This window comes from Accumulibacter sp., assembly GCF_023806565.1.
Classification (GTDB): Bacteria; Pseudomonadota; Gammaproteobacteria; order Burkholderiales; family Rhodocyclaceae; genus Accumulibacter.
Map to the genome: position 1 here is coordinate 12,707 of NZ_JAMTDV010000029.1, position 24,111 is coordinate 36,817.

Below are 24,111 nucleotides of genomic sequence, written 5' to 3' on the forward strand. Positions count from 1 at the left end.
TGGCCGTGCCAGAACGCATAGCACGTTGATTCGCATTTAGTTTTTTCCTTGTGCGGCGCCAGCTCGGCATACGCATGTAAAAATTTTCGACACGCTTCGTGCACTGGTGATACGCCTGAACGGAACAATAAACTGTTATCTTTCACTAGGTTATGCAAAAACTTCCGAATTCGCGCGGAGACAATTTCATGATTGATGGTGTAAGGAATGTCGACAGGCGGCAAGCCGGCGTCGGCGGTCGAGACGGTCCGACAAGCTGCCTGCGGAACACCTGGTCGCTGACCGTGCGAGTACGTCCGGCTACAATATCGGATTCTGGCTCGATTGCCCGCCGCCCGACGTCCGAGAGGCGAGCGACGCAGACGAACCTGCAAACCGGTGCGAACCGACTGTGGCAGCGGACGGGCGCTGTGTGACGAGGAAGCCGAGCCCGCGCACGCTCACCATATGCCACGCCTCGTGCCCTGTTCCAGCGGCCCTGCGATCACGAGGCAGGCGGGGAAACTCGACGTGAACACCAGGACCATACTTCCGACAGGAGTCCCAGCTATCGTGCGCAACGCAATGACAACAAAAAAACCCGCATTGCTGCGGGTCTTGATTGGTGCCGAGAGGGGGAATCGAACCCCCACGATGTCTCCATCGGCGGATTTTGAGTCCGCTGCGTCTACCGATTCCGCCATCTCGGCTTCGGCTCGCAATGCACGAACCAGAAGAGGCTGCGATTATCGCCGATTCTCCAGCAGCGAACAAGCTGCTGCAGCCTGAACGGCCGTCCCGGTACCGGGCAAGTTTCGACCCATCCCGGCAATCACCCAATCCCCGTAATGCGGTAGACCGATGCTCACGCTGGATGAATTCGACTTTGCACTGCCCAACGAACTGATCGCCCAGCAGCCGACTGCCGAGCGCAGCGCGAGTCGCTTGCTGCACCTCGTCGGCGGCAGGATGGAGGACCGCCGCTTTCGCGACCTTCCCGAACTGGTCGATCCCGGCGATCTGCTGGTATTCAACGATACGCGCGTGATCCGCGCGCGCCTGCTTGGCGAAAAGGAGAGTGGTGGCCGCATCGAGGTCCTCATCGAACGGATCGATGACGCTCGGCATGCGGTGGCGCAGATCCGCGCCAGCAAATCGCCGAAATCCGGCAGCCTGATCCGCCTCGAAAACGCCATTTCGCTGATCGTGCGCGGGCGCAGCGGGAAACAGGGCGAGTTCTTCTCCCTCGAACTCGCCGACGATGGCGATTTCTGGAGCCTGCTCGACAATCACGGTCGCCTGCCGCTCCCGCCCTACATCACACACGATGCCGATTGTGATGACGAGACGCGCTATCAGACGATATTCGCTCGTTCTCCGGGTGCCGTCGCAGCGCCAACGGCCGGTCTCCACTTCGATCAGGCGCTGCTGGCAGAACTCGACGCGCGCGGTGTCGAAGCCGCATGGCTGACGCTGCACGTCGGCGCCGGCACCTTCCAACCGGTGCGCGTACAGCTCCTTGCCGAGCACCGCATGCACGCCGAGCGCTTCGCAATTCCGCCGGAAACCGCTGCCGCCGTCGAACGTACCCACGCCCGCGGCGGCAAGGTCATCGCCGTCGGCACGACCAGCCTGCGCGCCCTCGAAGCCGCTGCGCAGGTCGGAGAACTGCGCGCCGGGGCAGCGGAAACGGATATCTTCATCACCCCCGGGTATTCGTTTCGCGTCGTCGACCGGCTGATCACCAACTTTCATCTGCCGAAGTCGACGCTGCTCATGCTCGTCTCGGCGTTCTCCGGCATCGACGCCATCCGCGACGCGTATCGGCACGCGATCGACCACCGTTACCGCTTCTTCAGCTACGGCGACGCCATGCTGCTCAGCCGAAGCGGGTCGACCAACAGCAGGTCCTTTCGTGCTTCTCACCCTTTCGGCCAGTGCCCATGAGTTCCCTGAACAGCTCCGCGATCGAACAGCTCGACCGGCTCGGCCTGACTCCCGACACCCACAAGGTCGCACTTGCCTACGCCCTGCTATGGACCTTCCGCTCGCAGACCGACGTCCACCGCGCGTTGACGATCGGCGGTCTGAGCAGCAGCGCCGGCAAGGCATTCACGCTGGCGGACGTGAAGGCGGCCGTCGAGGAACTTCGGGGAAAGCGTCTGCTGCTTGACCCACCCGCACGCACATCGTCCTGGCAACTGGTGGACTCGCTGCGCGCGCCGCTCTATCGACAATTGCTGGCGTGCCATCCGGGCAACCACCTGGCACAGTTGATCGCCAGACTCGATCACTTCGACCCGACGCGAAGCAGCTACTACTGGCACACGGGCAGCATGGCGGCGACCATCGCCTACGTTCGCGCCAAGTTCTTCTCCGGTGCGCCACACGAAGAACTGGTGGCCCTGCGACAGCTCGTCGGCCGCTCGATGGACTGGAACGAGATCCTGACCAACGGCCTTCTGCTTGCCTTTGATGGGCCCAGTTTCGAACGCATCGACCCGGTCGAACGCGCGCAACTCGCCTACCAGAGCGTGGCCAGTATCTGCGTGTATTGGTCGGACGTTTTCAATCCGGTCGCTGACTGGGCTTTCGGCCAACTGGAACGGAACCCCGAGCAGTTGCCGGGCGATTTGCGTCGAGTGCTCGCCGATCTGGCGCTGCAGCGCGACCACCGTGAATTGCTGCAGCGGGCGCTGCACGGTCTCGACGATGGCCTGAGCAATGCGATCCGTGCTGCAGCTCTGGTCGTCGATGGTGAATGGGAAACCGGGCAGGCGGCCTTCGAGGCAGCACTCAAACAGCGCAAGGGCGAGATCGGCGGCAGCAAGCGCTTCCTGCCCGACAGCATTGCCTGGCTCTATCCGCTGGCACTGCTTGCCCAGGCAACTCCCAGACATCTCGAACTGGCCCGCAAGTTCTGCACGGGCGAGTCCGGCAAACGTGAGCCCAGCCCGTACGGCGGCTGGGGACGCTGGGTGCATGCGATCGACGTTCGTCTCGGCAAGGCGCCAATCGTCCGTGGCGCTTTCCAGCCGACGCGTGATCAGGAGTCGCGTTGGGGAATCGACTCGCTGTGGGCGATTCTGCTCTCGGCCTGGCTGGGAAACGACGCGATCACCGAGCCGGGCAGCGCAAAGGCGGCGGCCTGGCACGAATCGATCCTCGTGCTGCGCCAAAGGCTGACGGACGCTCGCCTGAACATGCCGAAGCACATGCTGCTCGGCGCCGCAGCGATCCTCGCCGGAAGTGAACCGCCAAGCGGCTTCTTTGTCGCTGGAGGGCGCGAGCGCTGGCGCGAGATCCTCGCTGCCCTGCAATCCTTGGGTGGCGAAGCGACTGCCGCCGGCGCCAACGGCGAAACGACGCGGCTGCTATGGGAAGTCGAAGTCGGTCGCGACGGCTCCCTGCTCGCGTTGCGACCGCTTGAGCAGAAGCGCGGCCCGCGCGGCTGGGGACGACCGCGAGCTCTGAGCCTCACGAGGTTGGCCGGGCACGCGCAACTGGCCCCGCATGATGTCAAGATTGCCCGCGCGCTACGCGCCGAACGCGGCTACAGCAACCGCTACCGCCTCGACCTGGCGGTGGCGATCGTCGCGCTCGTCGGCCATCCCCACGTCGTCGTGGCCAACGGCGGCGAGCAGTTCGTGGACCTGATCGAAGCCCACCCCGAACTCGAACTGGTCCGCGAGGGCGAGCGCTTCCTGATGCGCATCGAGCCCCCTCTGCGCCTCGGCAGCGAAGACGCCTTCTTCCTCAGCGACGCTGAGGAGCGCCGTGAAGCCGAAGCGCTGCGCCTGATCACGCTCGTTCAGGACGGTCCGCAGCGTCTGCGGCTGGTGCGCTTTTCAGCGGCGCAGCAGCAGGCTGCCCACCTCGTTTCCGGCAGCTTTGCCATCCCCGCCAGCGCGCCGGGCGCGCAGGCCGAGATCGAAAGGACGCTGCGCGCACTTTCCGGAAATTTTCAGGTACACGCCGACTCGGCGCAGGCAACCCGTCAGGTCGCCTGCGATTCGCGCCTGCGCGCCGAACTATCGCCGGTCGGCGATCGGCTCGCGCTGAATCTGGTGGTAACGCCGCTCGGTGCCGATGGACCGCGGCTGCCGGCGGCCAGCGGCCGGGTCCGCCTGATGGCCGTTCTCGGGAGCGAGACGGTCGGTACCGAACGCGACCTGCAAACCGAGCGCCGAAATCTCGAGGCAGTCCTCGACGCCCTGCCTTTCCTCGACACCGGTGATGCCGTCGGCGAGTGGCTGATCGAAGATCCCGAACAGGCACTTCAAACCGTCGAGACCTTGCCGAGACTATCCGCGATCGCAGCGGTCGAATGGCCAAAGGGCAAGGCGGTGCGCGTCGTCAGCGTAGACACGCGGCAGCTCGGCGTCCGGGTCAACCGCGAAAACGATTGGTTCCGCCTGTCCGGCCAAGCCACCCTCGACGAAGGTCTGGTGCTGCAGATCGAGTCGCTCCTCGCTGCCGCACGCGAGAAATCGCGTTTCGTCCCGATCGGCGATGGCGTTTACGCGGCGCTGACTCGCTCGCTGAAACAGAAGCTCGCCGAACTGGCAGCCGTCCTCGAAAGCGACCGGCAGGGCAGCAAGGCACCGGTGATCGCCGCCGCCTGGCTCGACGAGGTGCTCGCAGGCAGCGAGGTTGAAGCCTCTCCGGACTTTCACCAGGCCATCGACCGCCTGCGCGCCGCCCAGGCGAGCGAAGCAAAACTGCCCAGCCTGCTGCAGGCGACTCTTCGACCCTACCAGGAAGACGGCTACCAGTGGGCCATGCGCCTGGCGAGCGCCGGCATGGGCGGCTGCCTGGCCGACGACATGGGTCTCGGCAAGACGCTGCAGGCACTCGCCGTGCTGCTCGAACGCGCCGCCGGAGGCGCGGCCCTGGTCATCGCGCCCACATCGGTGTGCGGCAACTGGCTGGCCGAAGTACGCCGCTTCGCGCCGACACTGAATGCAAGCATCTACAGCGACGCGAGCGATCGCGAAGAGGTGGTCGGCATGGCTGCCGCGCACGATCTGCTGATCGTTTCCTACACCCTGCTACAGCTCGGCCAGGAGCGCTTTGCCGCGCGTAGCTGGCACACCCTGATCGCTGACGAAGCGCAGGCGATCAAGAACGCGAGCGCCAAGCGTTCGCAGGCCGTTTTCGAGCTAGCCGCCGATTTTCGCCTGGCGCTCACCGGAACGCCTGTCGAGAACCGCCTTGCCGACCTCTGGTCGATCATGCGCTTCACCAATCCGGGCCTGCTCGGAACGGTCAACCGCTTCAACGAGCGCTTCGCGGGGCCGATCGAACGTAATCGCGACCGCGAGGCGCAATACGTTCTCAAACGGCTGATCGGACCCTTCGTGCTGCGGCGAAACAAGTCGGAAGTGCTACAGGATCTGCCGGCACGGACGGAACTGATCCTCACAGTCAGCCCCGAAGCGGCCGAAGCCGCGTACTACGAAGCGTTACGTCGGGAAGCGGCGAACGAGATCGGCAGCAGCCTGGACAAGATGCCGGAAGCACAGTCACGCTTCCACATCCTGGCACAGCTCACGCGCCTTCGCCGCGCGGCCTGTGATCCACGCTTGTGCAACCCGGAGTTCGGAGTCGCCGGTGCCAAGGTACAGGCGTTTGCCGAACTGGCCCGCGAACTGATCGCCAATGGTCACAAGGCGCTGGTCTTCAGCCAGTTCGTCGACTTCCTGCAAATTCTCCGCGAACCGCTTGACGAAGCCGGCATTCCTTACCACTACCTAGACGGCGCCACGCCTGCTGCCGAGCGAAGCCGCCGCGTTGCCGCTTTTCAGGCCGGCGATGGCGATCTCTTCCTGATCAGTCTCAAGGCTGGTGGTTTCGGCCTCAACCTGACTGCCGCCGATTACGTGGTGATCACCGATCCGTGGTGGAACCCGGCCGCCGAAGATCAGGCGATGGGCCGCGCGCACCGCATCGGTCAGGCGCGCCCGGTGACCGTCTATCGACTGGTCAGCAAAGGTACCGTCGAGGAACGCATCGTCGATCTGCACCATGACAAGCGCGCACTGGCGGAGAGCATTCTCGCCGAAGGCGAAAGCAGCGCGCTGCCCTCGACCGACGATCTGGTGGCGCTGATCCGAGGCGAATGAAACGGGACCTGTCTGCTCGTTTCCGCGCTTGCGTCGCGCGCTACTCCCGGCCGCGTGCAGTCAGCACCAGCAGCAGGAAGAAACAGCCGAGAACCAGCGCGGCGACTCCGCCCTCCAGGAAAGTCAGCGCCTGAAAGGTGCCCACATAGTATTTCCCGGTCAGACGCAGCGCCGCCGCGACAAGACAGAGCAGCAGGCCGCCTATCCCGGCGGCACGACCCAACAGCAGTAGAAGAGCGTCCATTTTCTCACCTCGTGGCGGACGACGAATGACCCGTAAGGCTGTTTCCGCGATGACCGCGGCAGCATGGCGGTGAATTGGTCGGGCTGCGCGCCAACCCGGTCGCCAAGAGCAGGGATTCTAAGCGAGCATCGTCCCGAGTCAAGCGCCCGGCGCACTTGCTGGGCAAAAGCCTTCTTTTCCTGCCTGGCTAACGACCTTGGCAAGCGTTTCCGCCCCATCCGCGCTCGCCGATGCCAACCGGCGGGGAGGGGCGACAAGTGTTGGCGCCGGGAGCTGCTCAATCCGGCGCAATTTCGCCCGCGGCCGGTGACGCCTGCTCGCGGCCTGCATGCAGATCGATCCACTGCCCATCGCGCAAGCCTTCGATCGGCCGGAAATTGGCCTTGTACGCCATCTTGCGGCTGTCCCTGATCCAATAACCCAGGTAAAGGTACGGCAGCCGATTGGCCACGCATTGTGCAATTTGCCAGACGATGTTGTAGGTACCGAGCATGGCCGGGCGCAGGTCGGGATCGTAGAACGTATAGACCGACGACAGGCCGTCGTCGAGTACGTCAAGGATGCTCACCATGCGCAGCACGCCGCTTTCACCAAACTCGATGAGCCTGGTGTCGACCCGGCTCTGCAACAGGAAGTGGGTGTATTGCTCGTGGCTGTCTTGGTCCATCCCACCGCCCGCGTGCCGCGCCGACTGATAGCGCAGATAAAGCTGGTAATGCTCATCAAGAAAACGGAGGGGCAACTCACGCGCCTCGAGCCCGGAGTGCATGCGGATGCTGCGGCGCTGGCTACGACTGGGTACGAAGCGGTCGACCGGCAGTCGCACCGGGACGCAGGCATGACAGGAGTCACAGTTCGGCCGGTAGGTGAACACGCCGCTGCGCCGAAAGCCGCTGCGCACGAGTTCGCCATAGACCTCGGTATTGATCAGATAGCTCGGGGTGGCAACCTGCGAACGTGCACGCTCTCCCGGCAGGTAGCTACAGGTGTAAGGGGCCGTGGCATAGAACTGCAACAGCGAAAACGGCAGTTCGGAGTCGTTGAGTCGCGCCACTCGTTCAAGTCCAGGGTTGATCGGCAGCATTCGCCGGCCAGCGGCCGGGTTGCCACGCCCGAACGACGAGCGCACGCAGACGGGCGATGAAATCGGCACGAGGAATCTCGCGCGCCCCGAGAGAGGCCAGATGCGGAGTACTCATCTGACAATCTATCATGCCGAATCCCTCTTCTTCAAGGAATCGGGCGAGATGCGCAGCGGCGACCTTCGACGCGTCGGGAACGCGCGCGAACATCGACTCTCCATAGAACATGCCGCCAATCGCCAGGCCGTAAAGCCCGCCGACGAGTTCCCCGGCAAGCCAGGTTTCCACCGAGTGGGCGATGCCGAGATCGAAAAGCCTGCAGTAGGCGCGCTGCATTTCGCGCGTGATCCAGGTTCCGTCCTGACCGGCACGCGGCGTCTCGGCGCAGGCGCGGATCACGGCCGCAAAGTCGCTGTCCAGTTTCACCTCGAATCTTCCTGAGCGCAGGCATCGGCGCAGGGAACGCGAAATGCGGAACTCGCGTGGCACGAGCACCATCCGCGGGTCCGGACTCCACCAGAGAATCGGCTCGCCGGTCGAGTACCAGGGGAAGATTCCTCTTTGGTACGCGTCGAGCAGGCGCGATGCGGACAGGTCGGCGCCTGCGCAGAGCAGGCCATTGGGTTCGGTCAACGCCAGTTCCAGCGACGGAAAAGGCTCCGAACCTTCTATCCACGGGATCATCGAGGCAGTGCAGTCAGCCGCATGCTCGTCGTCAGGAAGAGCGCGGAGTTCCGGGAAAGCACGACGTTCCGGCAACCACACGCGCTGATGCCGGCCCGGCTGAGCATCGAAATTGCTGCGTCACGCACGGCAGGCGGCAGGCGTGAGCCTGCAAATGCGAATCGCCTTCCCCATTGCCGACAAAAAAACGACGCAAGGCGTCGTTTCCTTGTGCATGCAGACGTCCGCTCAGCGGGTCAGCAGGCGACGCGCGCCGTTGTAGCGCTGGATCCAGTAGCTCTGCCGCATGTCGTCTACACGGATTTCGGCGCCCGTACGCGGCGCGTGCATGAAGCGGTTGTCACCGAGGTAGATCCCGACGTGCGAAAAGGCGTGCCGCATGGTATTGAAGAAGACGAGGTCGCCGGCCTTCAATTCATGCAGATCGATGACGGCACCAACCTCGCTCTGCTCCCGGGCGCTGCGCGGCAGCAGGATGCCCATGGCTTCCTTGTAGACGACCTGAACAAAGCCGCTGCAATCAAGACCGGTATCCGGATTGGTACCGCCGAAGCGGTAGTTGATGCCGATCAACTCGAAACCCTTGAGGATCAGATCCTGCGCGCTGCTGGTGTAACGTTCCAGTAAAGAAGGCTCTTCGACCGGCGGCTGCTCGTTGGCGTGGACCGAGCCGGCCGCTGACAAGGTCAGCAGGGCGGCACCAAAAAGGGGCATGAGGAAGTGTTTTCTAATCATGGGACCGAAATTTATGTGAAAAATGTCACGCTGTAAACCCCCTGACGAGCTACGGTTGCGCGAGAAACCAGGTTAACCGGAGGAGATAAGCGCATAACTTAAATGGGATTCATGCCCAAATATGGCCGCCTCGTCATTTGTGCGCCGCACATCGGATTGCCGAGGACAACCCGGTACGGTCGCCGGCCGTGACCGCTGCCGGTGCGAGGCGGCAGCACGGCGGCGCCAAATCGACATCGCCGACGCTCAATTGCAGCGGGGTTTGTGTTTATAATCGGCAGCCGTTCTTGCTGGGAAAGCGTTCCCTGGCTGTCGGCAAGCCCATCCGATCCACCACATGGAGCGTACATGAGTCCTTTCAAGGCTTATCTGATCGACGAAAAGGGAGGTCTGACGCAGGCCGGTTTCGTCACCATGGATGAATCGCAGCTGGATCGGGGAGAAATCACCATCAAGGTCGCCTATTCCAGCGTGAATTACAAGGACGCTCTGGCGGCAACCGGCGCCGGCAGAATCATCCGCCGCTACCCCTGCGTCGGCGGCATCGATCTCTCGGGAACCGTGGCGGCGAGCACGGACCCCCGCTTCCGGATTGGCGACGAGGTGATTGCGACGAGCTTCGACATCGGTGTCGCCCACCACGGTGGCTACGCCGAGTACGCCCGGGTACCGGCGCAGTGGGTCGTCCCGCTGCCCGCCGGGATGTCCCTGCATGCCGCCATGGCCCTAGGTACGGCGGGCTTCACGGCGGCGCTGGGCGTCGTCCGCATGCAGGAAAACGGCCTCGAACCGGCGCGAGGACCGGTGATCGTGACCGGTGCGACCGGTGGCGTCGGCAGCCTCGCGGTGGACATTCTGAGTGCGCGGGGCTACGAGGTGACGGCGCTGACCGGCAAGGAAACGGAAGTCGATTATCTCAAGCGACTCGGCGCGAAGACGGTCATGTTCCGCTCGGCGCTCGATCTGTCGCGTATCCGGCCACTCGACAAGGCACTTTGGGCGGGCGCCGTCGACAATCTCGGGGGCGAGGTACTCGCCTGGATCGCCAGCACGATGCGGCAGGGTGGAACCATCGCCAGCATTGGACTGGCGGCCAGCCCGTCGCTGAACACGACGGTCATGCCGTTCATTCTACGCGGTGCCAGCCTGCTCGGCATCGATTCGGGCTACATCGGCGAACCGTACCGCAGTGGCGTCTGGCAACGCCTGGCGAGTGACCTGCGACCGCCGCATCTGCAGGAAATGACACGGACGATCGGTCTTGACGAGCTGCCGAAAGTTTTCGACGACTACGTCCAGGGCCGCGCACGCGGCCGGCTCGTCGTCGACGTTGCTGGTGCCTGAGGGTGCCACGGCCCGACTGGGATTGGACGACATCGGCCGGGCACGGTTCGCGCCCGACGGAGCCGGGTATGCGCACGTGGCAACCCGGCATTTCGTTGGTCCTCGTGGGGAGGTGCTACCCTTGCCGCTGATGCAGCAAGGGAGCTGAAGTTGGATCTGCCGCTGGCAGAAATTCGAAGAGGATGCCTGACCGGGAGCACGAGTTCCAAGACGCTCGGCAGGCGCAGCTTCCACAGGTGCAGGTGGGTTCACATTTTTGACGAGGGAGTCTCATGACGACAATCCAGGAGTTTCACAAGAATTCTATCGAGAATCCGGACGCCTTTTGGGGCGAAGAGGCCAAGAGCATCTACTGGCACAAACCATTTACCAAGGTCCTCGACTATTCCCGCCCGCCGTTCGCAAAATGGTTCGTCGGCGGCGAAACCAATCTATGCTACAACGCGATCGACCGTCATGCCGCCAAGCGCCCGAATGACCGCGCGCTGGTTTTCGTCTCCACCGAGACCGACCAGGAAGTCGTCTATTCCTTTGCCGAACTCAAACAGGAAGTCATGCGCATGGCCGCGGTCATGCAGAGCCTCGGCGTCACGAAGGGCGATCGCGTTCTCATCTACATGCCTATGATCGCCGAAGCGATGTTCGCGATGCTCGCCTGTGCGCGCATCGGCGCCATTCACTCGGTGGTTTTCGGCGGATTCGCATCCGGCTCGCTGGCCACCCGCATCGACGACGCCGAGCCGAAACTGGTGGTCTCGTCGGATGCCGGCATGCGGGGCGGCAAGGCCGTTCCCTACAAGGATCTGCTCGACGAAGCGATCGCCCTCGCCGAACACAAGCCCGCCAAGGTACTGATGGTTGATCGCGGTCTCGACAAGGGCTTCAACAAGGTCGAAGGCCGCGACGTCGATTACGCGACGCTGCGCGCACAGTTCATGGACGCCGACGTACCGGTCACCTGGCTCGAGTCGACCGAGCCCTCCTACATCCTGTATACCTCGGGCACCACCGGCAAGCCCAAAGGGGTCCAACGTGATACCGGCGGCTACGCAGTAGCGCTGGCGTCGACGCTCAAGTACATCTTCTGCGGGGGCGAGGGCGAAACCTTCTTCGCCACCTCTGACATCGGCTGGGTCGTCGGCCACTCATATATCATTTATGGGCCCCTGATCGGTGGCATGTGCACGATCATGTACGAGGGAACGCCGCTTCGTCCCGATCCCGGCATCTGGTGGAAGCTCGTGGAGAAATACAAGGTGACGACCATGTTCTCTGCGCCGACCGCCGCCCGCGTCCTCAAGAAGCACGATCCGGCGTACATGCACAAGTACGACCTTTCGACTCTCAAGTACCTGTTCCTCGCCGGAGAACCGCTCGATCAGCCGACACACGAGTGGATCATGACCGAACTCGGCAGACCGGTTTACGACAACTACTGGCAGACCGAGACCGGCTGGCCGATTCTGGGTCCGCTGCCGGGCGTCGAAAAAACGGAAATCCGCTACGGCACGCCCAACTTCCCGGTTTACGGCTACAACCTCAAGATCTTCCGCGAAGACGGCACCGTTTGCGATACGGACGAGAAGGGCATCGTCGGCATTCTGCCCCCGTTGCCGCCGGGGTGTCTGTCGACCGTCTGGGGCGACGATGCACGCTTCGTTTCGACCTATTTCTCGCTGTTCCGCGAACCGCTCGTCTACTCCTCGTTCGACTGGGGAATCAAGGACAAGGACGGCTACCACTACATCCTCGGGCGTACCGACGACGTGATCAATGTTGCCGGTCACCGCCTCGGCACGCGTGAAATCGAGGAAGCCATCCAGGGGCATGCGGCGATTGCCGAAGTGGCCGTGGTCGGTGTCGCCGACCAGCTCAAGGGACAGATGCCGATGGCCTTTGCGGTGGTGAAGAACGCCGACAGCGTCGCCACGCCGGAACTGGCGGCAGCGCTGGAAAAGGAGGTCATGAAGCAGGTGGACGATACGCTTGGCGCAATTGCCCGCCCAAGCCGCGTTCACTTCGTGACCGTGCTGCCGAAAACGCGTTCCGGCAAGCTGCTGCGCCGCTCGATCCAGGCGCTCGCCGAAGGTCGCGACCCGGGCGACCTGACCACCATCGAGGACCCGAACGCCCTGGCACAACTACAGCGCGCGCTGGGCAGCAAGGCCTGATCACTCCGCTTCGCCTGCCGCCCCCCAGGGGCGGCTTTTTTTTGCCCGCTCGCCAGCCACACTGCCATGAAGACCAGCTACCGGGACATTCCCGCTTACCTCACCAAAGACGGCTCGGAGATTCGCGAATTGATGCACCCCGCGATCCAAGGCAACCGGCAACAGAGCCTTGCCGAAGCGATCCTCCAGCCGGGGCAGCAAACACAACTGCACCGCCACTTGCGCAGCGAGGAGCTCTATCACGTCACACGCGGCGCAGGCGTCATGACGCTGGCCGATGAGACACTGGCTATCGAAGTCGGCGATACCGTCCTGATTCCTCCGGCGACGCCGCATTGCGTGACCGCCATCGGCGAAGAACCCTTGCATCTGCTCTGCTGCTGCAGTCCGGCTTACCGTCACGACGACACCGAGCTGCTGTGAACAGCGAGCCGCCTCTTGCGGGCGGCAACGAGCTCGCACGGACACGGGCATTGTCGACCGATCGTCCGTCAGCAGCCGCTTGTTTTGTAGCATAATCGCCCGGAATTTCTGGATTTGAGGTTTTCTTGATCACGCTACTCGCCCCGGACCGCTACCATTCGTTGAAAGCGACGGGCAAGCTCCCGTCGCCAAAAGGAGTCGCTCTCTCGATCATCAAGCTCCTGCAGCGCGATGATTTTCGAGTGTCCGAACTGGTGCGACTGGTGCAATCCGATCCGGCCATCGCCGGACGTCTGCTCAAATTTGCCAATGCCGCTGCATTCGGCCGCGCCCGCCCGATTGTATCGCTGCAGCGCGCGATCGTCGCTCTCGGCGCCTTTCGCGTGCGCGATCTGGTGGTTGGCCTGTCGGTCATGCACAGCCACCGCAGCGGCCAATGTTCGGGCTTCGACTATGGCGCCTTCTGGGCGCATTCGCTGGCCACCGGCATCGCCTGTCAGGAGCTGGCACATTTTGCGCAGACTTCGAGCGAGGAGCTGTTCACTATCGGTCTGCTCGCCCGCGTAGGCGAGTTGGCCTTGGCTTCGCTCTACCCGGACGAATATACGGTTGTACTGCGCAAGGCGAAAGAGAATGACCTGGCGGCGCTCGAACGCGAGTCGTTCCAGATGGATCACCGGCAACTGGGCAGCACGATGCTCGCCGAGTGGGGCCTGCCCGAGATGCTGCTGGAAGCCGCGTATCATCACGAACAACCCGATCGCGCTGGTTTCCGCGATGGATCGCGCGTGCTGACGCTGACCCACTCGCTGAATCTGGCCCGCTCGCTCGCCGAACTCTGCATGGCAGACGAAGAAGCGCGCTGGCGCCTTCTGCCGGCGCTCCTGACACGCGCCGCTCGCCTCGGAATCAGCGGTGATGCCCTCAACGACACGGTCGACCGGATGGTCCGCCGCTGGCGCGATTGGGGTGCGATGCTGCAGGTGCGTACCCAGGAGATCCCCCCTTTTGCCGAAGTGCTTGCCGCCAGTCCTCCCAGTCAGCGAGTCAGTACCGCCAGTCCCGAGCAGGACGGCGCCCTGGCCTCCCCTCGCCTGCAGGTACAGCTGGTCGGCATTCCTTCGCCCGAACTGCCGCACCTGATGCAGCAGATCGAAAGCCTCGGGCATCTGCCGGTGCTCATCGATAGCAGTGCGGAAGGACTCAATCACGCGCCGCGGCAACCGACGCAGATCGTCATTGCCGACATGGACATGCCCGGTCTGAAACCTACCGCTTTCTGCCGCATACTTCGCCAGACTCCCGCCGGCAAGGAGAGCTACGCCCTGCTGCTGACCTCACCCGGCAACGAGGCGCTGATTCTGGAAGCGATCGACGCTGGCGCGGACGACGTCCTGGTCAAACCGGTGAGCATCCAGACCCTGCGCGTCCGGCTCAACACGGCAACGCGCATGCTGCTGCTGCGCGAGGAGATCCAGCGTGAGCGACGAGGCATCATGCGTTCCACCGACGAGTTTGCGGTGGCCCACAAACGCCTGTTGCAGGCAGCCCTGACCGATGCCCTGACGCAGCTTCCCAACCGCCGTCACGGTCTCGACTTCCTGGCTGCCGAATGGGCGTTCGCTCAGTCGAACTCGCTGCCGATGGCCTGTTTGTTGCTCGACATCGATCATTTCAAGCGGATCAACGATACGCACGGCCACGCCGCCGGCGATGCGGTACTGCGGCAACTCGCCGATCTGCTCAAGCGCGCCTCGCGCGTCGAGGATCTGGTGTTTCGCTACGGCGGCGAGGAATTTGCGGCCGTCCTGCCCAACGCCACCGCTCGCGCTGCGGCGCAAATCGCCGACCGCATTCGCAACCTGGTGGAGAAGTACACCTTCCTCTGGGAAAATCGGACAATCCCGGTGACGCTGAGCATTGGTGCGGCCAGCCTCAATGGTGGCGAATCGGACAGCCAGCGGCTGATCCAGGCCGCCGACGCGGCGCTTTACCAGGCCAAGCAGAGCGGTCGCAACCGCGTCGTCGTCGCCCGCTAGGGTGCGGCCGCGTCCCGCGGTGCGCCCCGCCGACTAAAAGATGATCACCGAGCGGATGCTCTTGCCTTCGTGCATCAGCGCGAACGCCCGGTTGATATCTTCCAGACCCATGCGGTGGGTAATGAACGTATCAAGCGGAATTTCTCCGCGCTGCGCGCGCTCCACATAAGCCGGCAGTTCGCTGCGACCACGCACTCCCCCGAACGCCGAACCTCGCCACACGCGACCGGTCACCAGCTGGAACGGTCGCGTCGAGATCTCTTCGCCGGCACCGGCAACTCCGATGATCACCGACTCTCCCCAGCCCTTGTGGCAACACTCGAGCGCTGCGCGCATCACCTTGACGTTGCCGATGCACTCGAACGAGTAATCGACGCCGCCGTCGGTCAGGTCGATGATCAGTTCCTGGATCGGCCGGTCGGCATCGTCGGGGTTGATGCAGTCGGTGGCACCGAGTTGCCGGGCAATCGCGAACTTCGCCGGGTTGGTGTCGATCGCTATGATCCGCGCCGCCTTGGCCATGACCGAGCCGATCACCACCGAAAGACCGATGCCGCCAAGCCCGAATACGGCGACGGTCGCCCCCGGCTGGACCTTGGCGGTATTGACCACCGCTCCGATACCGGTCGTCACCCCACAGCCGAGGAGACAGACCTTGTCGAGAGGGGCATCGCGGGAAATCTTTGCCAAAGAGATTTCCGGCAGGACGGTGTATTCGGAGAAGGTGGAGGTCCCCATGTAGTGGAAAATCGGCGTGCCGTTCCTGGAAAAGCGGCTGCTGCCGTCAGGCATCAGCCCTTTTCCCTGGGTCGCGCGGATCGCCTGGCAAAGGTTGGTCTTGCCGGACTTGCAGAACTTGCACTGCCGGCACTCCGGGGTATACAGCGGAATGACGTGATCGCCGACGGCAAGCGAAGTCACCCCGGGACCGATCGCCTCGACGATGCCGCCACCTTCATGCCCAAGAATGCTTGGAAAGACGCCTTCCGGATCGGCACCCGACAGCGTGAAGGCATCCGTGTGGCAGACACCGCTGGCGACGATGCGCACCAGAACTTCTCCCTGCCGTGGTGGCTGGACCTCGACTTCGGTCACTTCCAGAGGCTGCCCGGCAGCCCAGGCAACGGCAGCACGTGCTTTCATCATCAGTGAATCTCCTCGAAACGGTGGGGACTACGGGCCAGCGACAAGTCAATGCCGAGCAGCAGGTCAGTGCAGGTCACCCGGCTTCAGACGGGCCAGACGGAAAACCTCGATCCCTTCCTCGAGCAGTTCCTCGTACTCCTCGGCGGTGGCCTCGCCGCGAATCGAACGCTCGGGCGCTTCCACATAGTGGATTCTGCGCGCCTCTTCCGCAAAGTCGCTGCCCACGTCCTCGCAGTTGGCAAGCAGCAATTCAGTCAGTTGCCGGAAGGCGGCAAGCGCACCGGCGCGCAGGTCGATCGGCACCGACTTTACCGCCTGGCCAGCCGCAGGCGACGGGCTGGCCTCGGTCGGCCGGGACAGATGCACGGCCGACGGGACACGTCGAATTTCCAGTGAGGCGCAATGCGGACAGGCAATCAAACCCTGCGCCAGTTGCCCATCGAACTCCTCGCGCGACTGAAACCAGCCTTCAAAGTGATGTTCATGTGGGCAGGCGAGGTCGAATATGATCATCGGGAACCAGGGCAAGAGACCGACGGTGGAAAGGCGGTACCCGGAGCCGGGGTCGAACCGGCACAGCCGCGAAGCCGAGGGATTTTAAGTCCCTTGTGTCTACCTATTCCACCATCCGGGCGATAGGCATCATTATACCTGCCCCCAAATGAAACAGAGGGAAAGTGCTCCACGCACTTTCCCTTCCGGAATCTGGAGCGGGAAAAGAGTCTCGAACTCTCGACCTATACCTTGGCAAGGTATCGCTCTACCAACTGAGCTATTCCCGCGGTGAAATTTTCTCGGTCGTGCTGCCATCTACCAACCATCCACATCGGCGTGGCAGCACCGAAGTCGCAGATTATCCGCAGGCTGAAGATCGCTGTCAACCGGCTGCCCTGCGTCGCAGCCTCGCCACAGGCTTGACCGGGTACGGTGTCGCATGCTGTCTCGCGCCCCGCCCGCTGCAGATTGCACGCACCGCGGAAGAGCGGCGATCCCGAGGACGGGCAACGAACCGGCCGGCGCGACCCCGCGGCGGAAACAATGCGAACGTCGTCTATCCGGGCTTGCCGTCGAGCCGCGCCCGCGACAGCACTGGCCAGTAGCGAACGGCGTACAGGGTGAAGGCGAGCGACCAGCAGATCCCCGAGGCGATCACCGTGAACAGATAGTCGGCGGGCACCAGCATGCCGCCGAAGACCCGGATGAGCGCGGCGCACTGAAGCAGGAGATAACAGGTCACCTCGAAACCGTCGGCCAGCAGCGGCCGACCGGTATGGCCGCGCGCCGTGCGCGTCATCATGCCGATGGTCATGCCGCCAATCGCCCCGATCGTCAGCGCGTGCGTCGCCAGCGGCTCGGCAACCAGCCCGAAAGCGCCCAGCGCACGCAGCACGAGGTATACGACGATCCATGCGTACGCCGCATGCAACACCCACACCAGGGGAGTTGCGAGCGTTCGCCAGGGTTGCCAGAGACAGAGGCGGACCGCATGCGTCAGCCCGGCAAGCAGCGCGATGGTCGCGAGCACGCTGGCCGGCGTCGGCAGGACGTCGGCCGCGAGCAGGAGCAGGACGCTGCCCAGGGAGACTCTTTCGACGAGTGGATGGCGGGTGGCCTGCACACCCGGAATCCCGTTGTTGGTGAACATCGGAATGACCCGCCCGCCCATCACCGCAAGGACAAACAGCATGATATCGAGCCCGACCTGCAGACTTGCCCGTTCCGGCCAGGCGAGCATGCCGAGCCAGGAAAGATGCATGGCGAGAACGGCAGCGCCGAGCAGGATCAGCAGCCCGACGAAAAAGTAGTTGCGCCGGTTGCGGCTGTTCACCAGCGGGATGGCGAGAGCGATCCCGACCGCCACCGGGAACGCGGCGTTCACCACGGCAGCCATCGTTGCGTACGGCGTCAACACCAGAACGCGTCCGGCGATCCAGAGCAAGGCAAAGCCGAGCAACGCGTGGCCTGTCGGCGTCGGCTGTCCGGTCCAGTTGCGGCCGGCGGTGAACAGAAAGCCGGTGACCACCGCCAGCGTGTACCCGAACAGCATCTCGTGGCCGTGCCAGGCGGGACCGCGGACGAAGAGGCCGGGCAGATGGCCCGAGTACTGCGCGACCCAGAGCGGCACCGACAGCGCAGCGAAAATGCTGGCGAGCAGGTAGAACGGCCGAAAACCGAGCGCCCAGAGGGCAAAGCCGGGGACGGGCGCCCCCGGTCCGCGCCCGGGCTCGACGATCGAGAGCAGTTTGGACATGGCGATCTCCTTCGAGGTCAAGTTAGGATCCCTCCGGAGCGGCGTATGCCACCGGCTGGTCGCGACCGGCGGGGCTGCGCACTACCGACCGGGCTGCGCACCCCGTCAAGCCGGCTGCGCAGGCAGCCTCGAACCGCTCTGCCGGCGCCACGCGGTCGGCAAAACGGCATGCCTGCCGCCGGGTTAGCCAGCGGTTGCCGCTGCACACGTGCGGCGTCCTGTGCCGGTTCACTTCTTGCCCGCCCCGCGATAGCCGTCGAGGAGTAGCGGGAACACTTTCCGCGCACTTTCGACCATTCCCGTCTCGTCGCCGGCGAGCGATGCCTGGATGACAAGTCCTTGCATAGCCCCGATGAACGTCACCGGCGCCAGTGCCGCGTCCAGATCGGGCTGCAGCTCGCCGACCGCCTTCGCCTGCGCGAACAGTCTGGCGAGCCGCCGCCGATACCCGCCGATCATCGCCCGCACTTCGACGCGCACCGGAGAATCCCCTGGATACTGCAGTTCATGGAACAGGACTCGCGGCACACCGGGATTGTCTGCAATGAAAGCTGCATGCGCCAGAAACGTTTGCTCGATCCTCGCGAGCGGCGACGCCGTCTCGTCGATCGCCGCGGCCAGGGCCATGCCGAGCGATTCGCGTATCCAGACGAAAACCGCCAGCCAGATCGCCTGCTTGTCGGGAAAGTGCCGGAAGATCGCGCCCTGAGTGACTCCCACCCGGTCGGCGATCGCCTGCGTGGTGATCGCATCCGGGCCACGTTCCCGGGCAAGCGCGAGGACGGTGGCGACGATTTCCCGTTGCCGCCGGTCGGTGCTCAGACGCGAGCGGGTCGTCGATTGGGGAGTCGATGGGCTGGTCATGGAATCGAGATGCAGACTGAGACGCTTGCGCTTAAGTAAGTAATTAAGTACTATTGTACAGACCAAACGGGCATCCGACAAGCCCAAAGAATCGCCGGAGAACCAAGCCATGCATTTTCCTGAGTTTTTCAACCTGGCGCCACGGATCAGTTTTCGCGACCCGCTAGCTCGATTTCTCGGGGCCGCCCACGAAGGCATCATCGAATACAGCTACGCCGACACCGTAAAGCTCGCCGGTCATTCCTGCCCGACCGTGGCGTCGGCGTACCTGATGACGCGAGCCGCGATGCGCGCGCTCTACCGCGATGCGCTGCCGGAACGTGGCGGAATTCGCGTCGAATTGCGCGGCAGCCGGGTCGACGGCACGACCGGAGTCGTCGCCAACGTCGCGAGTTTCCTGACCGGCGCCACCCAGGACAGCGGCTTCAAAGGGATCGGCGGACACTTCGATCGGCGCAACTTGTTGTTTTTCGGCGTCGACCTCCGGGGTCAACTGCGCTTCACGCGTGTCGATTCCGGCGCCGCAGTCAGCGTATCCGCCCGCCTCGACCGTGTTCCGCCAGATCCCCGCATGGCCGCTCTCCTACCCAAATGCCTCTGCAACGCCGCCACATCCGAGGAGGCGGCGCTTTTCCAGTCTTTGTGGCAGGCCCGAGTCGAAACGCTCGTCGTCGAGCACGCCGATGATCCCGAAATCATCGTCATTCAACCGTGAGTAGATACCCATGCAGACTCGTTACATTCTGTTCGCCACCGCCTTGGTCGCTGCGCTCGGCCTAGGCACACCCGCGTTCGCCGTCGATTCTCACCAGCACGCCACCGGTGAACCCGGCAAACTCACGCTAGACCACGGCGTGAAATGGAAAACCGACCAGCCATTGCGCAAAGGCATGGGCGAAATCCGCAAGGTGCTGGCCGCGAAGCTGGAAGGCATTCACAAGAGCACACTGACGGCCGCCGAGTACCAGGCACTCGGTGCGACGATCGATACACAGGTTGCCACCATCGTCGCCGAATGCAAGCTCGAACGCGCAGCGGACGCCAACCTTCATCTGATCGTCGGCGAACTCGTCAGCAGTGCCGAGACGATGCAGGGCAAGTCCGCAAACAAGCCGGCAACCGGTGCCGTGCGAGCGGTAGAGGCGGTCAACCGCTACGGGCAATATTTCAGTGATCCGGGCTGGAAGCCGCTGCGGTGAGCGAAACCATGATGATTCTGGGCGAGGTGGCGTCCTCCGGCCTGGCCCGGGGACGCGCCGTGTTATGTGACTGCGCCGGGAAGCGCACGGTCGTTCCGCAAAGACGGGTGGGCAAGGTCGAGGCAGAAATGGAGATCGAGCGCTTCGATGCCGCCGTCGCCGCCGCAGAAGTGAAGCTGCTGGAGGTTCAGGAGAAGGTCCACCGCACGCTGGGGAAAGAGCAAGCGGAGATCTTTGAAACGCAGATCGTGCTCATGCGCGACGTGCATCTGCACGATACGGTCCGCGACCTGTGCCTCGAAAAGGGAATGAATGTCGAGGCTGCGGTCGACGCGGCGATCAGGCAGTTGATGAAATTGTTCGGTGGCCTCGACGATCCCTACTTCCGCGAGCGGGCCGCCGATCTCCATGACGTGGGCAAACGTCTCCTCGACCATCTGGTAGGGGACGTCCCACAGGCCACTCCCGTCCCTGCGGAAGGAAGTGTGATTGTCACCAGCGAATTGCTCGCCTCCATCGTCGCGCAGTGGGAGGGCCAGGGCGTGCGCGCAATCATCGTCGAAAAGGGAGGACTGACCGCGCACGCGACGATCCTTGCCCGCTCCCTCGGCATCCCGATGCTCGTGCATGTGCCCGAGGCCACCCGGAAAATACAAACGGACGACCTGCTGATCGTAGATGCCCTGGCCGGGCGTGTCTTCCTCAACCCGCAACCGGAGTTACTGCGTCGCTACGATCGATTGGAGGCGAACCTTCAGATGCACAAGAGTGCCTTGAAGGACCTGATTGGTGTGCCGACGGTAACGCGCGACGGTGTCGACATAAAGCTGTCCGCCAATATCGGGCAAACGGCCGACGCAGCGGCTGCCGCGAATGTAAAGGCTGATGGGGTCGGCTTGTATCGAACCGAATTCGTCTTCGCCGCCCAGGACCAATTCCCGGCGGAGGACGAGCAATACCTGTTCTACCGCGCGACGGCAGACTACCTAAAACCCGGCGAAACGGTGATCCGCGTTCTTGATGTGGGCAGCGATAAGCCACTGAACTACTTCCCACTGCCGCACGAAGCCAATCCGGCGATGGGCTGTCGTGGCACTCGGCTGCTGCTCGCCCACCCTCAGATCCTGCACACACAGTTGCGGGCCATACTGCGGCTGAGCGCATCGCATCCGGTGAAAATTCTTCTCCCGATGATCGACGGACTGGATGACTTGCGCGCCGCCAAAACCGCCATCGGCCGGGCGAAAGCCGAACTCGCCGCGGAGGGCCAGTCGTTCAATCCCCGCATCCCCGTCGGCGCCATGATCGAAACCCCGTCCGCAGCGATCCTCATCGAGCAACTGGCCGACGAGGTCGATTTCTTCAGTGTCGGAAGCAACGACCTGGTGCAATTTCTGCTGGCTGCCGACCGCTTGGGTGGCGAAATGCCGTCCGCCTATGACCCGCTGCACCCTGCCGTGATTCGGGTGCTTGCCACACTGGCGACGGTGGCCAGGAGCAAGGGCAAACCATTTTCACTGTGTGGTGAAATCGCCAGCGACCCGGCTTACGCGAACCTCGTGATCGGTTTGGGATTCCGCAGCTTGAGCGTCAGTCCCGGTCGACTCCTCGACATCAAGCATGCCATCTGCTCGACCCGTTTGGCCGACGCCGAAAAATTGGCGGGACAGGTGCTTACGTTGAGCGCGACTCGCGATATCCGGGTTTGCGTGCAGGAGGATTGGGCGCGGCGAAGACCGGTATCCCCGGCCGAACTCGCGACTTGAGACGGTCTGCGGCAATCCCTGCGCCGACCCGGCCGAGCGGTTCAGTCGGTGGCGAGCTTCACCGTCCTGCGTGGCTTCAGCGACCAGCCGACGACTCGCCGGTTCGACGGCCTCCTCACGATGGCGCGCTGGAGCCAGCCGTCGGTCCCCAGGCCGGTGATTTCGGAAGCCCACACCTGATTCGGCGCGGCCGCTGTGAAGTTCCGCCCGAGGCGGTTGCCCGCCACCGGGAAGCCGTGCCGTGAATCTTGCCGTTGTGGCGCATCCTGTCACGTGACCGGGTGCGGTGCATGCGCGGCCTTTTTGTTCTTGCCCGGACATTGGCGGACAATAGCGGCTCGCATCGAATTCCCGTTTGACGACAGATGTAGCGCCCCCTGTCACCGCCCCAACAAGAAGACAAGGGCAGTACCGCACCGATGACCGACACCACATTCCACACCGCTCCCGACTTGCCGCAGAGACTGCGCAAGGACGACCGCGCAGCCGCCGCCAATGCCGACCGCAGCAGGCCGGCAAGCCGCGAGGCCGGCTGAGCATGCACTGGATCGCCCCCTTCCAAAAACGACGCGGCCACTGCCTCGCTCGAAAGGCGCCTGTGGGATGCGGCCGACCAGTTCCGCGCCAATTCCGGCCTCAAGGCGCAGGAATACTCCGGGCCCATCCTCGGCCTGATCTTCCTGCGCTTCGCCGAAGTCCGCTTCGCCGCCCGGCGTGCCAGACTCGAAGCGGTGGGTACCAGTTCCCGACGCGGTAGCCGCGTCGAGGAAGCCGCCGCCTACCACGCCGAAGGCATCCTCTACCTCGCCCCCGAGGCGCGCTTCGACCACCTGCTGACGCTGCCCGAGGTCGCCGACATCGGCGCCAGGGTCAACGCCGCCATGCGCCTCATCGAACAGCACAACCCACAGTTGGCGGGCGTGCTGCCCAGGACCTACAACCTGTTCACCAGCACCCTGCTCAAGGAACTGCTGAAGAAGGTCTCCGAGATTCCGGCGACGGTCGATTTCGACGCCTTCGGCCGCATCTATGAATACTTCCTCGGCGAGTTCGCGCGCAGCGAGGGGCAGAAGGGCGGCGAGTTCTACACGCCGAGCTGCATCGTCAAGCTGCTCACCGAGATCATCGAACCCTTCCACGGCCGCATCCTCGACCCCGCCTGCGGCTCGGGCGGCATGTTCGTGCAGTCGGCGCGCTTCGTCGCCGAGCACCAGAAAAATCCCGCCGCCGAACTCGCCATCTGCGGCGTCGAGAAGACCGACGAAACCGGCCGCCTGTGCCGCCTCAACCTCGCCGTGCATGGGCTGGAAGGCGACATCCGCCACGGCGGCAACGTCAACAGCTACTACGACGACCCGCACGACGCCACCGGCGCCTTCGACTTCGTCCTCGCCAATCCGCCGTTCAACGTCAATGCGGTCGACAAGGAACGGCTGGCCGACATGGTCGGTGCCGGGCGCCGCTTCCCCTTCGGCCTGCCGCGCACCGACAACGCCAACTACCTGTGGATTCAGCTCTTCTGGTCGGCGCTCGACGCCGCCGGCCGCGCCGGCTTCGTCATGGCCAACTCGGCTTCCGATGCACGCTCCAGCGAGCAGGACCTGCGGCAGAAGCTGATCGAGGCGCGGGCGGTGGACGTCATGGTCGCCGTCGGCCCCAACATGTTCTACACGGTCACGCTGCCCTGCACGCTGTGGTTCCTCGACCGGGGCAAGGCAAAGACGAAGCGCGCCGACACCGTGCTCTTCATCGACGCCCGCCACATCTACCGGCAGGTGGACCGCGCGCATCGCGACTGGACGTCGGCGCAGATCGGCTTCCTCGCCAACCTGGTGCGCCTCTATCGCGGCGAGGCGCTCGACTTCACGCTGGGCGGCAGCGTGGCCGAAGCCAAGCTCAAGGAAGTCTTCTCCCATCTCCCTCCGGCAGAGGGGCCGCGCTGCATCCGCAGCAATGGCGACGACTCCGAAGTCTTCTCCCCTCGCCCTCCGGGAGAGGGGCCGCGCTGCATCTGCAGCAATGGCGACGACTCCGAAGTCTTCTCCCCTCGCCCTCCGGG

Annotated in this window: 18 protein-coding genes and 3 tRNA genes; 10 read left to right on the forward strand and 11 right to left on the reverse strand. The window is 63.9% G+C overall.

Annotation, left to right across the window (positions count from 1 at the left end; all coding sequences use genetic code 11):
• Positions 1 to 602: 602 nt before the first annotated feature.
• Positions 603 to 689, reverse strand: a tRNA-Leu gene (locus NFV80_RS03730).
• 151 nt (positions 690 to 840) lie between these two features.
• On the opposite strand from NFV80_RS03730, the gene queA reads away from it, so the two are divergent.
• Positions 841 to 1,926, forward strand: coding sequence for a tRNA preQ1(34) S-adenosylmethionine ribosyltransferase-isomerase QueA (queA, locus tag NFV80_RS03735; protein WP_295326444.1), 1,086 nt, complete (start codon positions 841 to 843; stop codon positions 1,924 to 1,926).
• Positions 1,923 to 6,104 carry a DEAD/DEAH box helicase gene (locus NFV80_RS03740; RefSeq protein WP_295326442.1) on the forward strand — a complete coding sequence of 1,394 codons (4,182 nt, stop codon included), beginning with the start codon at positions 1,923 to 1,925 and terminating at the stop codon, positions 6,102 to 6,104. The genes queA and NFV80_RS03740 overlap by 4 nt, the downstream gene beginning before the upstream one ends.
• Before the next feature lie 40 nt (positions 6,105 to 6,144).
• Here NFV80_RS03740 and NFV80_RS03745 read toward each other — a convergent pair whose 3' ends face one another.
• The 4 genes from NFV80_RS03745 to NFV80_RS03760 all read right to left on the reverse strand — a co-directional run bounded on the left by NFV80_RS03745 (position 6,145) and on the right by NFV80_RS03760 (position 8,828).
• Complete coding sequence (locus tag NFV80_RS03745) at positions 6,145 to 6,348, reverse strand: hypothetical protein (protein WP_295326441.1); 204 nt, start codon at positions 6,346 to 6,348, stop codon at positions 6,145 to 6,147.
• Positions 6,349 to 6,625: 277 nt separating this feature from the next.
• Positions 6,626 to 7,402, reverse strand: a complete 777-nt coding sequence (locus NFV80_RS03750; protein ID WP_295326439.1) for an arginyltransferase — start codon at positions 7,400 to 7,402, stop codon at positions 6,626 to 6,628.
• 4 nt (positions 7,403 to 7,406) lie between these two features.
• Positions 7,407 to 8,114 carry a leucyl/phenylalanyl-tRNA--protein transferase gene (gene aat, locus NFV80_RS03755; RefSeq protein WP_295326437.1) on the reverse strand — a complete coding sequence of 236 codons (708 nt, stop codon included), beginning with the start codon at positions 8,112 to 8,114 and terminating at the stop codon, positions 7,407 to 7,409.
• Positions 8,115 to 8,342: 228 nt separating this feature from the next.
• On the reverse strand, positions 8,343 to 8,828 hold the full coding sequence (locus NFV80_RS03760; RefSeq protein WP_295326436.1) for a C40 family peptidase: 486 nt from the start codon (positions 8,826 to 8,828) through the stop codon (positions 8,343 to 8,345).
• A 369-nt stretch (positions 8,829 to 9,197) separates the two neighbouring features.
• On the opposite strand from NFV80_RS03760, the gene NFV80_RS03765 reads away from it, so the two are divergent.
• The 4 genes from NFV80_RS03765 (at position 9,198) to NFV80_RS03780 (ending at position 14,826) form a co-directional block, all read left to right on the forward strand.
• Positions 9,198 to 10,193, forward strand: coding sequence for an oxidoreductase (locus NFV80_RS03765; protein ID WP_295326434.1), 996 nt, complete (start codon positions 9,198 to 9,200; stop codon positions 10,191 to 10,193).
• A 272-nt stretch (positions 10,194 to 10,465) separates the two neighbouring features.
• A complete protein-coding gene (locus NFV80_RS03770) occupies positions 10,466 to 12,364 on the forward strand; it encodes a propionate--CoA ligase (protein ID WP_295326432.1) in 1,899 nt (632 codons plus the stop codon).
• Positions 12,365 to 12,430: 66 nt separating this feature from the next.
• On the forward strand, positions 12,431 to 12,787 hold the full coding sequence (locus NFV80_RS03775) for a cupin domain-containing protein (protein WP_295326431.1): 357 nt from the start codon (positions 12,431 to 12,433) through the stop codon (positions 12,785 to 12,787).
• A 125-nt stretch (positions 12,788 to 12,912) separates the two neighbouring features.
• On the forward strand, positions 12,913 to 14,826 hold the full coding sequence (locus NFV80_RS03780; RefSeq protein WP_295326429.1) for an HDOD domain-containing protein: 1,914 nt from the start codon (positions 12,913 to 12,915) through the stop codon (positions 14,824 to 14,826).
• A gap of 33 nt (positions 14,827 to 14,859) precedes the next feature.
• Here the strand turns inward: NFV80_RS03780 and NFV80_RS03785 are convergent, their stop codons facing one another.
• The 6 genes from NFV80_RS03785 to NFV80_RS03810 all read right to left on the reverse strand — a co-directional run bounded on the left by NFV80_RS03785 (position 14,860) and on the right by NFV80_RS03810 (position 19,087).
• Complete coding sequence (locus NFV80_RS03785; protein ID WP_295326428.1) at positions 14,860 to 15,972, reverse strand: S-(hydroxymethyl)glutathione dehydrogenase/class III alcohol dehydrogenase; 1,113 nt, start codon at positions 15,970 to 15,972, stop codon at positions 14,860 to 14,862.
• A 63-nt stretch (positions 15,973 to 16,035) separates the two neighbouring features.
• Positions 16,036 to 16,485: a DUF1178 family protein gene (locus tag NFV80_RS03790; protein WP_295326426.1), complete on the reverse strand. Its 450-nt coding sequence runs from the start codon at positions 16,483 to 16,485 to the stop codon at positions 16,036 to 16,038.
• A 37-nt stretch (positions 16,486 to 16,522) separates the two neighbouring features.
• A tRNA-Leu gene (locus tag NFV80_RS03795) sits at positions 16,523 to 16,606 on the reverse strand.
• A 72-nt stretch (positions 16,607 to 16,678) separates the two neighbouring features.
• Positions 16,679 to 16,754: transfer RNA gene (locus tag NFV80_RS03800), tRNA-Gly, on the reverse strand.
• A gap of 269 nt (positions 16,755 to 17,023) precedes the next feature.
• On the reverse strand, positions 17,024 to 18,223 hold the full coding sequence (locus NFV80_RS03805) for an NnrS family protein (RefSeq protein ID WP_295326424.1): 1,200 nt from the start codon (positions 18,221 to 18,223) through the stop codon (positions 17,024 to 17,026).
• 228 nt (positions 18,224 to 18,451) lie between these two features.
• Positions 18,452 to 19,087 carry a TetR/AcrR family transcriptional regulator gene (locus tag NFV80_RS03810; RefSeq protein ID WP_295326423.1) on the reverse strand — a complete coding sequence of 212 codons (636 nt, stop codon included), beginning with the start codon at positions 19,085 to 19,087 and terminating at the stop codon, positions 18,452 to 18,454.
• Positions 19,088 to 19,196: 109 nt separating this feature from the next.
• Between NFV80_RS03810 and NFV80_RS03815 the strand changes: the two genes are divergently transcribed.
• The 4 genes from NFV80_RS03815 to NFV80_RS03830 all read left to right on the forward strand — a co-directional run.
• Positions 19,197 to 19,802, forward strand: coding sequence for a hypothetical protein (locus NFV80_RS03815; protein WP_295326421.1), 606 nt, complete (start codon positions 19,197 to 19,199; stop codon positions 19,800 to 19,802).
• Positions 19,803 to 19,812: 10 nt separating this feature from the next.
• Positions 19,813 to 20,286 (forward strand): hypothetical protein, encoded by a 474-nt coding sequence (locus NFV80_RS03820; protein ID WP_295326419.1) that lies wholly within the window; start codon positions 19,813 to 19,815, stop codon positions 20,284 to 20,286.
• Positions 20,283 to 22,052, forward strand: coding sequence for a phosphoenolpyruvate--protein phosphotransferase (gene ptsP, locus NFV80_RS03825; RefSeq protein ID WP_295326416.1), 1,770 nt, complete (start codon positions 20,283 to 20,285; stop codon positions 22,050 to 22,052). The genes NFV80_RS03820 and ptsP overlap by 4 nt, the downstream gene beginning before the upstream one ends.
• Positions 22,053 to 22,648: 596 nt before the next feature.
• The coding region (locus tag NFV80_RS03830) for a class I SAM-dependent DNA methyltransferase (RefSeq protein ID WP_296757917.1) at positions 22,649 to 24,111 on the forward strand (1,463 nt) is incomplete at its 3' end.